This window comes from Microcoleus sp. Pol12B3 (genome assembly GCF_036701355.1).
GTDB lineage: Bacteria > Cyanobacteriota > Cyanobacteriia > Cyanobacteriales > Microcoleaceae > Microcoleus.
Genome location: NZ_JAUBQS010000012.1, coordinates 90,806 through 105,295, shown reverse-complemented (window position 1 = coordinate 105,295; position 14,490 = coordinate 90,806). Strand labels below are relative to the sequence as shown.

Below are 14,490 nucleotides of genomic sequence, written 5' to 3'. Positions count from 1 at the left end.
TTTATTTCAAACTTTTCTTCCTCTCTTTTGTGAAGTAAATCTCACCTCTAAAATCTCAAATCGACCGATCCGAAATTCTGCACTATGATCGACATTCCTCAACTGATTGCTCAAGAACTTTCCATTAATCTGTCTCAAGTCAATAATGCTCTGGAACTTTTCGCAGAGGGAGCAACAATTCCGTTTATTGCCCGCTACCGCAAAGAACGCACGGATTTGCTGAATGAAATTCAGTTGCGGGATATCTCAGATCGCTTCACCTATCTGACGGAAATTGAAGAGCGCAAAAAGTCGATTTTAGATACGATTAGCTCTCAGGGAAAACTCACAGAAGAACTGCAAGCTAAAATCGAATCGTGTTTGCACAAAAACGAACTCGAAGACCTTTATCTGCCTTACAAACCCAAGCGGCGGACGCGAGCCACAATTGCTAGGGAAAAAGGTTTGGAACCGCTGGCAGAATTTATCAAATCTCTGAACTTACCGACGGCTAAACCAGCAGATTTTGAGGCGGAAGCAGCTAAATACATTTCAGAAGAAAAGGGAGTGAAAACAGCAGAAGAAGCTCTAAAAGGGGCTGCGGATATTTTGGCGGAAGCGGTTTCGGAAAAAGCCGAATTGCGGGCTTATTTGCGAGAATTTTTGATGAAAACAGGAGTTTTTGTCTCAAAAATTAAAGATGATTTCCCGGAAGGAAGCACTAAATTTGAAATGTACCGCAATTACCAAGTTGCAGCGAGAAGCGTTCAGTCGCACAATATGTTAGCGCTATTTCGCGGGGAAACGGAAGGGGTTTTAGATTTGGAACTGGCGTTTGATGAATCCGCAGTGATGGCTTATTTGGAAGGTCAGGAAATTAGAACTAGGATACCGGAAGTTAAAGAGTTTTATCGATCGACCTTGAAGGATGCCTTCAACCGACTGATGAAGACTTCGTTAATTACAGAAGTGCGATCGCACAACAAAGCCGTCGCCGATATCGAGTCCATTACCACTTTTGAAACCAACCTCCGCGAGTTGCTGCTGTCGGCGCCGGCGGGAATGAAACCCACACTGGCGATCGATCCGGGATTTCGCACGGGGTGTAAAGTTTCCGCCCTCGATGAAACCGGGCAATTTTTAGAATATCAAGCAATTTTTCCCCACCAAGCGGCCGCCCAGCGACAGCAAGCTGGTAAAATCGTCAAGCATTTAATTGAAAAATATAAAATTGAATTAATCGCGATCGGCAACGGTACAGCTTCCCGCGAAACAGACGAATTTGTTTCGGAAGTTTTGGCAGAAATGGACAGGAAACCGATTAAAGTCATGGTGAATGAATCCGGTGCATCGATTTATTCAGCAAGCGAAGTGGCGATCGCCGAATTTCCCGATCTCGACATCACCGTCCGCGGCGCAATCAGCATCGGGCGGCGCTTGCAAGACCCCCTCGCCGAACTCGTGAAAATCGACCCAAAATCAATAGGAGTCGGCCAATACCAGCACGATGTTGACCAAAAATTGCTCAAAAAGAAACTCGACGAAACAGTCGAAAGCTGCGTTAATTATGTCGGAGTTGACTTAAACACAGCCTCCAAAGAATTGCTGACATTTGTATCAGGAATGACGGCAACAGTTGCAAAAAATATCGTCAATTACCGCAACGAAAACGGCGCATTTAAAAATCGCCGTCAACTCCTGAAAGTTCCCAAACTCGGGCCAAAAGCTTTTGAACAAGCAGCCGGGTTTCTCCGCATTCGCGGTGGCGAAAACCCCCTGGACAATACCGCAGTTCATCCGGAAAGTTATCCTGTCGTGCAGGCGATCGCCAAGGATTTAGACTTGCCGCTGACAGAAACAACACAAATATCGGAAAAAATCAAGACTGTAAATATCAAGAAATATGTCACTGAAAAAGTGGGTGAACCAACACTTCGCGACATTATTTCCGAACTAGAAAAACCGGGAAGAGACCCGCGTGCCGAGTTTAAATATGCCACTTTCCAAGCAGGAATTAAAGAAATCTCCGACTTGCAAGTTGGGATGGAATTAGAAGGCATAATCACGAATGTAGCTAACTTTGGAGCCTTTGTTGATGTGGGAGTGCACCAAGATGGTTTGGTTCACGTTTCTCAATTAGCCGATCGCTTTGTAGATGACCCCAAACAGATTGTTAAAGTCGGACAAGTGGTGAAAGTGCGGGTTTTGGAGGTGAATGAGAAGTTAAAGCGGGTTAGTTTGACGATGAAGCTGCAAGAAAAACCGCAACCGCAAAATAGTGCGAGGCTTCCGGCCCCGCGCCGACGTTGAAACTAGGGCTGAAAACTGAAAAAGGGCGATGGCGTCCCGCCCTCGCCCGTGCTACGACTATAATTGTGTAATCCTCACCAACCTCAAAATTATATGGTTGCAAGTGAAAGCGACACCTACGTCTCTCCTGAAGATTATTTAGCAGCCGAGAAAGTCAGTCCGATCAAACACGAGTACAGGCAAGGTGAAATCTATGCAATGGCAGGGGCAAGCAAAGCTCATGTCATCATTTCCGGAAATGTGTTTGCACTGTTGAGAAATCATCTTCGGGGTAGTGGCTGCATACCTTACATGGCAGACATGAAAGTTATGCTCGATACATCAAATTTTTATTACTATCCCGATGTAGCGGTGAGTTGTGATGAACGAGACAAAAATGCTGGGGAAGATTTCATTCGCTACCCGCGCTTAATTGTGGAAGTTTTATCGCAGACAACAGCGGCTTTTGACAGAGGCGATAAATTTGCTGATTACCGCACTTCTGAAAGTTTGCAAGAGTATGTATTAATAAATCAAGAAAGAGTTAGTGTAGAGTGTTTTCGCCGGAATGCAGAGGGTTTTTGGGTGCTTTATCCTTACACTCAAGGACAAGAAGTTCAGTTTGCTAGCGTGAGTTTTAGCTGTGCGATCGAGACCTTGTATGAAGATGCGATCGAGATTGCTTGATTTTAATTACTCCTGAATCACTGATGTTGATATGATTGAACCGCGAAGACGCGTTAAGCGAAGCCGCGCATAAGCGCTAGGACGCGAAGAAAGAGAAAAGAAGAAGAAGCTGGTAATGGCTATTTTTTCTTGCTGGCTTTCCAAGTGCCACCGTAGAAGTAAAAAGGATTGTTTTTACTTACCGATTCCCAACATTTAAGACACAAAAAAAACCACTGCCCCGACTCGTCATACCGGGCACGGTAGAGAGTCGGGGCAGATTGGGAACAGCGATCGCAATATTTGATTCTGATTGCCCTGGCCATTGTTACTCTGTTTCAAACAATAACGGACTCTTGAGGGCGGGCGAATATCATGCGGCCGGCGCTTGTTTGCAGGGCGCTGGTGACTACGACTCTGGCTTCGCCGCCGACATAGCTGCTTCCTGCTTCTACGACAACCATTGTTCCGTCATCCAAGTAACCGATTCCCTGAGAGGGTTCTTTGCCTTCTTTGCGGATTTTTAGTTCGATCGTATCTCCCGGCAAATAAGTGGGGCGCACCGCATGAGTCAAATCATTAATATTCAAAACCGGCAGTTTTTGGACAGTAGCTACTTTCGATAAGTTGTAATCGTTGGTGAGCAAAATGCCGTCGATATCCAAGGCGAACCGAACTAATTTTGCATCGACTGTGGCAAGATCTTCGTAGTCAGCCGAGTGAATTTGAATCCGTTCTGGATATGTTTCTTTGATGCGGTTGAGTACATCTAAGCCGCGGCGCCCGCGCACTCGCTTTTGATCGTTGGCTGAATCAGCTACCAGTTGCAGTTCTTGGAGAACGAATTGCGGGATAATAATTTGACCTTCGAGGAAACCTGTTTCTAACAGGTTTTCAATCCGGCCGTCAATAATGCAGCTAGTATCAACCACTTTGGCAGAGGCTGGTTTGAAAGTCCCTTCCGCTACCAACACCGTGTCTAAGCTTTTGGGGTTGATCAGCCGCAAGAAAGCACGGCCGTGGGTGTCGGTCAAACTGACGCCTGTGAAGCCGAACATGACGCTACCCAAGACGGCGACTAGAGGTTTGATGAAGCCGAACTCGCGGGGAATTGGCAGCAGGAATAGCGGAGCCAGCATTAAGTTCGCTACTAGAAGTCCGATGATTAAGCCGATCGCCCGCGTCAGTAACATCTCCACTGGCATATCGCGAACTTGTTTTTCCAGCCGGCGGTAGGTTGTTTGAGCCACTAATCCCATCACGAAGCCGATTAATGCTCCAAAGGAACCTAGTACAGAACTTAAACCTTGTATATTTGTAACTTGCAGCAGCAGATTGCTCGGCAGGAGTTCGACTCCGTAATAGCCGATGCCTCCGCCTGCGATTATGAATGAGATTATTATGATTGCGTCTAGCATTAGTTCTAGGTTAATGAATTTATTCCTATTATATCTTTCCAGTGCTGATACTTGTTTTCATGCTGTGGTCGGATCTGGCTATATCTACTCAAGGATTCTCATAAACTTATATTTCGGGGTTGTACCCTCTGAGGGATGTGCGATCGAGCATATCGGCATTTACCATGCCGGGCCGAAAGCAGGCACGAGGTGTGAATAAACCGCCCTGCGGGCTGTTCGGGAATTGTGACGGAGCGAAACTGGTACGAGGTTAAATTACAAGAGCCGATCGTTCGCAGCGCTTTTTTGGTAAGCAAATGTCATAATATACATAATTATTCATGATTGTTTAATTAAAACTTTAGATTTGAAGTTGCGCTTTTGGCTTGAAAAGTAATGAACCCTATCACTGATTATTTAACATTTGAATTAAAAAAAAGTGTGCCAGCGACAAATCCCAGCATTCCCACTTCGGCTTACCTGCACATACCTTTTTGTCGGCGCCGCTGTTACTACTGCGATTTTCCGGTTTTTGTGGTGGGCGATCGCAAAAATGGCGATAATTCCGGCACAATTGTGCAATACGTTGCCGTACTCTGTCAAGAAATTCAAGAAACAAAAAATTTAGGCGCATCCCTGAAAACAGTTTTTTTTGGTGGTGGCACGCCTTCGCTGCTTTCAGTGAGTCAGTTGAGCAATATTTTGGAGACTCTCGACGGCAAATTTGGGATTGCTGCTGGGGCGGAAATTTCTATAGAAATAGACCCGGGTACGTTTACTTTAGAACAGCTGCGGGGATATGCAGCGGCGGGAGTAAATCGAGTTAGTTTGGGAGTGCAAGCTTTTCAGGATGAATTGCTGCAAGCTTGCGGACGATCGCACTCGGTAGCAGAAATTTTTGAAGCAGTAGAAATAGTGCGATCGGCTGGTATTGTCAATTTCAGTTTAGACCTGATTTCGGGACTGCCGCACCAAACTTTAGAACACTGGGAAGCTTCCCTGAAATCGGCGGTGGAAATTAGCCCGACTCATCTGTCGAGTTACGACTTAATTGTTGAGCAGGGAACTGCTTTCGGGCGCTACTTTGAAGCAGGCGCACAGCCACTGCCTGCAGATGACACCGCTGCTCAAATGTACCGTTTAGCAAGGGAAATTCTGACGGGGGCTGGCTACGAACATTACGAAATTTCTAATTACGCTCGCGATGGCTATCAGTGCCACCACAACCGCGTTTATTGGGAAAATCGCCCTTATTACGGCTTGGGCATGGGGGCGGCGAGTTACGTGGAAGGCCGGAGGTTGACCAGGCCTCGCAAAACTCAAGAATATTATCAGTGGGTGCGATCGATTTCTAGCCTCAATTCCCCTGCTACTCCTCAAATTAGGGGGGAAACCCAGCAGGAAATTTACTCAGCAGTTGAGCAAAATTTTCAAGTTTCAGAAAATGACGTTTTGTTAGAAACGCTGATGCTAGGTTTGCGTTTAGCAGAAGGAGTTAGCCTGTCGGCGCTGACTCAAAAGTTTACTCAGCAAACGGTTGATAAAATTTGGCGTTGTTTGCAGCCCTACTGGCGGCAAGGATGGGTGGAAATTATGACGGAGGAGGGGGCGATTCCCTACGGCATAGCTTCGCTTCACGCAACTTTAGGCGACGGCGGCAAACTGCCACTTTCGGGGAATTTGAGGTTGAGCGATCCCGAAGGTTTTTTATTTTCTAATACCATTTTATCGGATTTGTTCAGCAAGTTAGGCGACAATAATTAGCTCTGTCTGAGGAAGTATATCTCCAGCAAGCGCGATCGGCCCTAAAGCCGGGGCCGCCAATGCGCCCGAAAGAAAATTCAATTGCTCCCTAGCTTGATAATCTCAAAAATAATATATTTTATATCGATCCCTAAACAAAACTTAAAGGCGAACTAAGCCTTGAGATAGACGCCAGGACTGCACTTCAGCCGTCATACTTAAGACTGAACATTTAAAAAGTAGTAATTTAATGAACACTTTAACTATCGACCGCAACCAAACCCAAAACCAGCCCTGCCTTGTAATTAGCGAGCGCGGGTGCAATCCGACTTCCAAGTGTAATTTTTGTGGTCACTACCAACAGGCAAGAGGTTCAGTTGGTCACTGTCAATTGTTGAACGCACCTGTTAGGGGAGGATGGAAATCTTGCACTTTAGCAATGCCGGCTTTTGCACCTTCTTGGGAATAGGGGGAAGGCCCTGATGTTTCCCCGGAGAAATTTATTAATTAACCCAAAGAATGTAAAAAAAACGTATAAAAAATTCTGTTTTAACTGGGAATCTGCTATAATAAGCTTAGGCCTTTCGCCACTCGATCGCACAATTGCACAAACAAGTTAAAAAGATGAATTTGACACTAAATCAGGTAATTTCCGAAGGTCATACGCGCATTTTGTGTTGGTATCTAAATAATACTAGCAAAGTGCAAATCGCTCGCATTACAAATATTCCTAATTGGTATTTTGAGAGGACAGTGTTTCCGGGGGAACGTTTTTTGTTTGAAGCGCTGCCGGAAGCTCAGTTAGAAGTTTGCAGGAGTGCGGATACGGGTGTTATAGTGTGCGAGCGAATTTTGTGCGATCGGCTGCGAGTAGAAGAATTAAGCACGGCTGATTGAAGATAATTCCTCAGACTTACCAACGAGAGGTAGAAACCCGGTTTTTTCAGAAACCGGGTTTCTCTGTGTGATTATTTGTATGATAATAAAAACTCCGTGATTCTCGCCACCGATGCCTCAGCACTGAAACTGTCGCAAATGTTAATCTAAGCTAAATTATAAAAAATCCACCACTGTTTAATACTAAAACCCAATGCCCCTCACCGAACAAATCCTCTCCCAACTGCCAGGAGACGCCCTCGGAGGCCTGAGAAAAGTCGATCGACTCTGGGAAAACCTCAAACAAAACACCGCACCAGCACCTCAAGCAATCAAACACAGCCAACACCCCCTCGAAACCCTCGACTTCGACATAGTTATCGGGGGCGGAACCCTAGGAATATTAATCGGTACAGCCTTAGCCGTGCGGAGTTGGCGAGTAGCCCTGCTCGAACGCGGCACCCTGCGAGGCCGCGATCAAGAATGGAACATTTCTCGCAAAGAATTAGACGCATTCTTAGAACTCAATTTGCTATCTGTTGAAGAGATAGAAAAAGCCATAGCCACCGAATACAACCCAGCCAGAATCAGCTTTGCAAACACCCCCGACATCTGGGTGCGGGACGTACTCAACATCGGAATCGACCCAGTGTACCTCCTAGAAACCCTCAAGCAGCGATTCCTCCAAGCTGGAGGAAAGCTATTTGAAAATACACCATTTAAAACAGCAACCATTCACCCGGATGGAGTCTTGGTAGAATCTGCAAATACCGATACACAACCTGCTACAAATTTATTTAAAACCCGATTATTATTAGACGCAATGGGCCATTTTTCGCCTATTGTGCGCCAAGCAAGACAAGGCAAAAAACCAGACGCCATATGTTTAGTAGTCGGCAGTTGCGCTCGAGGATACCCCAAAAACGACACTGGAGATATATTTGCATCCTTCACCCCAATGCAAAATCAGTGCCAATATTTTTGGGAAGCATTTCCAGCCAGAGACGGCCGCACAACCTACTTATTTACATACATAGACGCCGACACAGAAAGATTCAGTTTAGAAACATTATTTGAAGAGTATTTGCGCTTGCTTCCCCAATATCAAAACGTCGAACTCGAACAGTTAAAATTCCAAAGAGCACTTTACGGAATCTTCCCCTGCTATCGCCAAAGTCCTCTAAAAATGCCTTGGAATCGCATACTCCCAGTCGGAGATAGCAGTGGTAGCCAATCTCCCCTCAGCTTCGGCGGTTTCGGCGCAATGGTACGGCACCTCAAACGCTTGACTCTAGGAATTGAGGAAGCTTTGACAAGCGACAGTCTCGACAAAAATTCCCTCGCACTTTTGCAACCCTATCAGCCGAATCTATCAGTTACCTGGTTGTTTCAGCGTTCGATGAGTGCTGCGATGAATCAAAGAATAGACCCCCATCAAATCAATCAACTTTTGGCTGCCGTGTTTCAGGTAATGGAAGAGTTGGGAGAACCCGTACTCAAACCGTTTCTTCAAGATATCGTGCTGTTTCCGGCTTTGTCACAAACCCTGTTTAAAACAGCAGTTAGCCATCCCGGATTAGTTATGAGAATTATCCCGCAGGTGGGAATAGCTAATTTGCTGGATTGGATGGTTCATTACTTAAATTTAGGAATTTATACGGGATTGTATCCTTTGGGGAAAGCAGTAGAACCGCAGGTAAAAAAATTAGCACCGCAGCAGCAATACTATTTGCACCGATTAGTTGAAGCATGGCAATATGGCGCTGGAGGCGATTATTAAGTGAACAGCCTCTCCGGCCTGTTACACAATAAAATTACTCGTTACCATGCTAGAGCCTGGGAACCAGTTAACTGATATATTAATTATGAGTTATGAAGGAGCTATAACTGCTAAAGCTTGGGGAATTACTCGGAATTTTGCAGGTGTGTGAGTTGTGATTTCACCGTCGGTATTAATCGGACGGCGTTTGCTAGTATTAACCTCAAATTCTTGAGCGTGCAAGGCGCGAACGTTAGGCCAACTTGTATGATTTCCTTGCCTCATAGCTGGCAGCAAAGCAATGATTTCCCACCATTTTTTTATTTCCAAACTGTATAAATCTAGTCGCTTGTCGTCGATTGTGGCATCTTCGGCAACGGTCATGCCACCGCCGTAGTAGCGGCCGTTACCAATGGCAATTTGAATAGTTTTTACATTAAAAGATTGGTTTTTTACTTTAATTTCTGCTCGGAACGGTCGCGCTGACAAAATTGTTTGCAAAGCAGTAAAAGCATAAGCTAAAACTCCCCAGCGCTGCTTTACGTCTTTAGTCAGCCGCTGGGTAATTTCCACGCTCAATCCCAAACTTGCCACATTAAAAAAATGCTGGCCGTTCACCCAACCCAAGTCTATGAGCCGAACTTTACCGCTGGCGATTACTTGACAAGCTGCGGGTAAATCTGTAGGAATTCCCAGAGTGCGGGCTAGGTCGTTAGCAGTTCCCATCGGCAAAATACCCAAGGGTAACTTGGTGTCTGTCAAACCTTCTATGGCAGCGTTGAGAGTGCCGTCGCCACCGCCAATTATTACTAATTCAACTCGATTTTGGTAGCGGCGAATTGTGTCGGGAAGTTCGCGGGCGTGATCCGTAGATTCTACAATTAGCTCAAAACCCAGTGCTTCTAATTCTACAGTGGCTTGAGATAATAGCTTTTGTCCTTTTCTGGAGTGCTGGTTTACTAAAAGTAGAGCTTTGTTCATTTGTTGATTTTTAATGGGGAATATTGAGTGTTTTTAATTACCAAAATTATAGCTTGATGGGTTAAGCGGCTCACATTAATGCTTGATTGCGATTTTACCAATTATGCTCGATTGACAAATATGTCAAAAAATGGATAATTGTAACAAAAGATTGCTAAAAAGTATCTTGCGTTCTCCGCTAGCTCCTTAAAGAAGTAAAACTAAAATTATGTCTAATTTTTTTGAAGAAGCGCAAGTCGCTGCCGATCGCCAAAACTGGCCCTTGTTAGTTGAATGCTTGCAGCAAGTGACAGCCGACGGTAGCAAGCCGCAGGAACAACACATTTTAGAGCAAGCTGTCAGTTTAGCAATAAAAGCCTTAAAATCGGGCGATTTTCAAGACCGCTGGGAAATTGCTAAAGTATTGCCAAATTTGGGAAATGGCGCGATCGCACCTTTAATTGCCGTACTCGAAGACGAAGACGCAGACACGGAACCCCGGTGGTTCGCCGCCCGCATTCTCGGAAAGTTCGTGAAGCAAAGCTATCCCGTAGGGAATCGCCCGGAGGTGATTCAAGCTTTAGTAGAATTGGTCAAAAATTCCGACGAAGAATTGAGCCAAATCGCTGCCGAAACCCTAGGGAATTTTGGTCCGACAGCCATAGAATCCCTCGCAACTCTCTTGCAGCAAGAAGACTCGCGACAGTTGGCCACAGCGGCACTCGCCCAAATTCGGCGCACCGAAACCATCCCGCCGCTGTTGAGCGTAGTCGCAGACTCTCAAGTTGCGGTGCGGGCAGCCGCAATCGATGCCCTGAGCAACTTTCACGACTCCCGCATCCCGCCGGTGCTGGTAGCAGCACTCAAAGATCCTGCGACAGCAGTCAGAAAAGAAGCCGTGCGAGCTCTTGGCGCGCGCGCCTATTTAGACGCAGAATTAGATTTAGTTAACTTGCTCAAACCTTTACTTTCGGACATCCGATTAGAAGTTTGTCAGCAAGCGGCGATCGCGATCGGGCGAGTGAAAACCGATGCTGCAGCGGCTGCTTTATTTGAATTGCTGCGATCGCCAATAACTCCGGTTGAATTGCAAATCGAAACTGTGCGCGCCCTAAGCTGGATGGAAACTGCAACCGCTTTAGCATATTTGCATCAGACTTTAAGGGCGCCATTTACTAGCATAAATTCTACTGTTTATCAAGAGATAGTCACTGTTTTAGGGCGAGTAGAAAAGCCGGAATTAAAAGCTATTGCTGCTGAAATTCTGATTGATTTGTTAAAAACAGGTCATCCGGCACTGCAGGAGGCAGTTAGCAAAAAATCTTTAGCTTTAGGTTTAGGAAAATTAGGAGATATCAGAGGGCTAGAAGCTCTGATTTCAATGTTGGGCGACGCAGACAGCAGCGTCAGGCTGCACTGCATGGCAGCGCTCAAACAGCTAGGTGCTGCCGAGGCCAGGCAGAAATTAGAAAACTTAGTGAAACAAGAGACTCTCGAACCAAGATTGAAACAAGGAATTGCGATCGCCCTGCAAGAATGGCAAGAAAATTAATCAAAAGACAGAATACCCAAATCCCCAACTTCTTGGAGAAGTCGGGGATCTAATAGCGATCGCATCTTTCTTCTTCCTGTCTCCGTTACATCAGTTACAAAATCCGTTGCCGAACTTCCTTCGGCTATATCATCGATTTTATTTGTGAATTTGGGCTATCGCACTTATCACCCGCTCTAAATCTTCATCAGTTAAATTAGAGCCAGAAGGCAAGCAAAGCCCGTACTCAAATAACTCTTGAGCCACCGCACCGCCCATACATTCGCAATCAGCAAATACTGGTTGTAAGTGTAAAGGTTTCCAAACCGGACGCGCTTCTATTTTCTCTTGAGCAAGCGCTAGGCGAACTTGTTCTCTATCTGCACCGAAAGCTGCCGGATCGATCGTCAAACAAGTCAGCCAGCGAGTAGCTTTTCCAAAAGCAGCTTCCGGCATAAATTCAATTCCCGGCAAGTTTCCTAAAGCTTGTTTGTAAAAGTCAAAATTGCCCCGTCTCGCTTGAACTCGCTCCTCCAAAACCCGTAATTGACCGCGACCAATTCCCGCCAAAACATTGCTGAGACGATAATTGTAGCCAATTTCTGAATGTTGGTAATGAGGAGCGGGGTCGCGGGCTTGTGTTGCCAAAAAACGAGCTTTTTCTACCAGTTTTTGGTCATCGGAAACTAACATTCCGCCGCCGGAAGTGGTGATAATTTTATTGCCGTTGAATGAGAAAATGCCTATTTTACCAAAGCTTCCAGGCGATCTATTTTTGTAGCTAGCCCCTAGAGATTCTGCCGCATCTTCTATGAGCGGAATTTCATAAGCATTGCAAGCTTCCAGAATTGGGTCGATATCGCAACTTTGACCGTAGAGGTGTACGATAACAACAGCTTTGGGTAATTTACCAATTTTTGCTCGTTTGTCCAGCGCTTCTCGGAACAAATCGGGGTTCAGATTCCAAGAAGTGCGATCGCTATCAATAAAAACTGGTTTAGCGCCAAGATAAGTAATCGGGCTAGCAGTCGCAATAAAAGTCAGAGTCGAGCAAAAAACCTCATCTCCCGAAGCGACGCCAATTAATTGTAAAGCCAAATGCAAAGCTGCCGTACCGGAACTAACAGCCGCTGCGTGTTTAGCGCCAACTACTTGGCAGAATTCTTGCTCGAAAGCGTCTACATGGGGGCCAACGGGGGCGATCCAGTTGGTATCAAAGGCTTCTTTGACGAACTCCTGTTCCAGTGAACCCATGTGAGGTGTTGAGAGGAGAATTTGTTTGAGCATGACTTCTAACCAGGCTTATTTACTACGAGCTTGCTGTTATGGTAAAGCACGATAGGCAGGAAAAAACCCTGAATTGAGCAGTGTTGCAGAATCCGTCTCCAAAGCGCTTGCCCGCAATTTTACCAAATGATAATATTTTTCTTCATCTGTAATCAGACGCATTGTAAAAAAAAGATGCCTTTGTTGAGAAAACCCAGACTTGAATATATAGAGACTATCTTGATTTGATCCTCCCACACCACCTCCCATGTGAAAAAACTCATTGCCTCGTTCTTGAGACCAGTATCTGCCGTAATCAAATACTAAACTAAAAGGAGACTCGCTCAAAAACTCGGTTTTGCTTCCCCCGAGGTGAGCCTGAACTATGCCTCCGCATTCCAGAAACAAGCAAGCACTGGCAATTTGATCTTCCTTTTCTACAAGGCATAAATGAATGCCATCGCCTAATTTTGATAAATCTTCAAAATAACTGCGTCCAAAATAATAAGATTGACTTGCTTCAACGCGCCCCATAGTCTCTTCATAAATTGCCATGAATTCATTGATATATTCTAAATAAGGGACTATCCTTGTCGTCAAACCCAATCGTTTGCACTTATTAATTGTACTTTTATGACCTTTTCTAGTACGCGATTTAATTTGAGCTGCAGAAAGTTTTAAGTCAACGGATACCGTGATGCCATTCTCAGTGACTGTACCGGGTTTAAATATTTGATTTATGTTGTCGTTGAGGATGGGATGAAGCCGAAAAAAAGCGGAACATATATTCTTGCTCCTGAATGTTCGCTTCAACTCATCGATCGCCGAATCTGGAAACCCCGGCGTGCTAGCTGCTGCCTCACTTAATAAAATTCCGGGATACCCGTAGGGCGAAACCGCATCAAAAATTCCCCGTGCGGTTGATTTTGTGGGAAGTATATCATCGCATTGACGCAGCAAATAAGGCAGGAAAAAAATCTTTTCGCCATCAACCATCAAAAAAGCTTCAGGAGTTGTCTTGGTTCTTTTTGCTTCGGCCAACACATACTCAGGCAAATGGTAGATATCGTGGCGTACTTTTTGCAAGGTTTCCCGCCACAATGGGTTTAATAAATCAATAATTTGAACGTTCATTTGTCTTACTCCGACCACACAATGGGAAATATTGCCGGATCGCTGAAATCAGGAGCGCCGTTGGGCAATTTACGGCACAAAAGTTCGTTAGGGATGTGAACTTCTTCTCCTTTTTGGTTCCAAAAAGACCGATATTGGTTGGCTTCGTCCTGTAGGTGGATTGCCATGGCCAAGCGGAAGACATTGCTGGTGTTGGGGTAGCTGCCGTGAATTGTCCAACAGTGATGAAAGCTGATTTGACCTTTCTTTAATATCATTGGCAATTTAACGATTTTTCGTCCTTCTCGGTGAAATTTATCTTCAATTTCTTCAAGGTTTGGGTTGTTGAAGGAGCGCATATTTCCGAGCCCGGGCCACTTGTGGCTACCGTCGAAAACGGCGATCGGCCCCAGAGACTCATCGCAGTCTTGGAAAGGTATCCAAGCGGTAAGTAAGTTGTCGGAGGTACAGGTAGACCAGTAAGCGCGATCGACGTGCCAGCCGATTGTGGTTTTGGTGCTTTTGGGTGGTTTACAGATGATTTGATCGTCTAGAATGCGAATTTGTTTGGTTCTGGCGAGTCGTGCGGCGATCGCGCCAATAATTGGCTGAAGGGCAAATTTTCGCAGCAGCTTGCTTTGCAAGGAAATGAATTCGTTATTGCGCGTAACGTCCCCATCTTCCGGCTTCCAGTTGCAGTATCCGCCACTGAGGGGAAGTACCGCATCTCGTTCTCCCCGGTAGAACTTTTCGCAGCCAAGAATTCCCTCTTCAATCATTTCATCGGGGATGACTTTTTTAGAGATGTACCAGCCGTGTTCTTCGTAAAAAGCAACATCTTCTTCTGTGGGTAAAAGAGCTATCTGTTCTGCGGTAAGATGTTGGGAAAAAGTCTCCATTCTTGATTTACT

11 protein-coding genes are annotated in these 14,490 nt (G+C 45.5%); 6 read left to right on the top strand and 5 right to left on the bottom strand.

All coding sequences use genetic code 11. The features are described 5' to 3' along the window. Positions 1–84: 84 nt before the first annotated feature. Together QUA53_RS08810 and QUA53_RS08805 are read left to right on the top strand one after the other, a co-directional pair. Positions 85–2,289 (top strand): Tex family protein, encoded by a 2,205-nt coding sequence (locus tag QUA53_RS08810; RefSeq protein WP_333096314.1) that lies wholly within the window; start codon positions 85–87, stop codon positions 2,287–2,289. A 93-nt stretch (positions 2,290–2,382) separates the two neighbouring features. Then, positions 2,383–2,955: a Uma2 family endonuclease gene (locus QUA53_RS08805; protein WP_333096316.1), complete on the top strand. Its 573-nt coding sequence runs from the start codon at positions 2,383–2,385 to the stop codon at positions 2,953–2,955. 317 nt (positions 2,956–3,272) lie between these two features. Here QUA53_RS08805 and QUA53_RS08800 read toward each other — a convergent pair whose 3' ends face one another. Continuing rightward, positions 3,273–4,352, bottom strand: coding sequence for a PIN/TRAM domain-containing protein (locus QUA53_RS08800; protein ID WP_333096317.1), 1,080 nt, complete (start codon positions 4,350–4,352; stop codon positions 3,273–3,275). Positions 4,353–4,727: 375 nt separating this feature from the next. Here QUA53_RS08800 and hemW point away from each other — a divergent pair, with 375 nt between their 5' ends. The 3 genes from hemW to QUA53_RS08785 all read left to right on the top strand — a co-directional run bounded on the left by hemW (position 4,728) and on the right by QUA53_RS08785 (position 8,730). Beyond that, on the top strand, positions 4,728–6,095 hold the full coding sequence (gene hemW / locus QUA53_RS08795) for a radical SAM family heme chaperone HemW (RefSeq protein ID WP_333096319.1): 1,368 nt from the start codon (positions 4,728–4,730) through the stop codon (positions 6,093–6,095). Between the two features lie 603 nt (positions 6,096–6,698). Continuing rightward, positions 6,699–6,971 (top strand): DUF1830 domain-containing protein, encoded by a 273-nt coding sequence (locus QUA53_RS08790; RefSeq protein WP_190661072.1) that lies wholly within the window; start codon positions 6,699–6,701, stop codon positions 6,969–6,971. Between the two features lie 193 nt (positions 6,972–7,164). Beyond that, complete coding sequence (locus QUA53_RS08785; protein ID WP_333096322.1) at positions 7,165–8,730, top strand: FAD-dependent oxidoreductase; 1,566 nt, start codon at positions 7,165–7,167, stop codon at positions 8,728–8,730. A gap of 90 nt (positions 8,731–8,820) precedes the next feature. Here QUA53_RS08785 and QUA53_RS08780 read toward each other — a convergent pair whose 3' ends face one another. Continuing rightward, entirely contained in the window at positions 8,821–9,690 is an 870-nt protein-coding gene (locus QUA53_RS08780) for a lipid kinase (RefSeq protein WP_333096325.1), read from the bottom strand. A 208-nt stretch (positions 9,691–9,898) separates the two neighbouring features. On the opposite strand from QUA53_RS08780, the gene QUA53_RS08775 reads away from it, so the two are divergent. Then, the gene (locus QUA53_RS08775; RefSeq protein WP_333096326.1) at positions 9,899–11,221 is read left to right on the top strand and encodes a HEAT repeat domain-containing protein; all 1,323 of its coding nucleotides are present in this window, start codon (positions 9,899–9,901) and stop codon (positions 11,219–11,221) included. Positions 11,222–11,359: 138 nt separating this feature from the next. On the opposite strand, the gene QUA53_RS08770 is transcribed toward QUA53_RS08775, so the two are convergent. From QUA53_RS08770 to QUA53_RS08760, 3 genes are read right to left on the bottom strand one after another with little or no spacing between them, the layout of a single operon-like run. Continuing rightward, positions 11,360–12,487: an aminotransferase class I/II-fold pyridoxal phosphate-dependent enzyme gene (locus tag QUA53_RS08770; protein ID WP_333096328.1), complete on the bottom strand. Its 1,128-nt coding sequence runs from the start codon at positions 12,485–12,487 to the stop codon at positions 11,360–11,362. Positions 12,488–12,523: 36 nt separating this feature from the next. Then, positions 12,524–13,600, bottom strand: a complete 1,077-nt coding sequence (locus QUA53_RS08765; RefSeq protein WP_333096330.1) for a GNAT family N-acetyltransferase — start codon at positions 13,598–13,600, stop codon at positions 12,524–12,526. Positions 13,601–13,605: 5 nt separating this feature from the next. Continuing rightward, positions 13,606–14,478 carry a phytanoyl-CoA dioxygenase family protein gene (locus QUA53_RS08760; protein WP_333096332.1) on the bottom strand — a complete coding sequence of 291 codons (873 nt, stop codon included), beginning with the start codon at positions 14,476–14,478 and terminating at the stop codon, positions 13,606–13,608. Between the last annotated feature and the right edge of the window lie 12 nt (positions 14,479–14,490).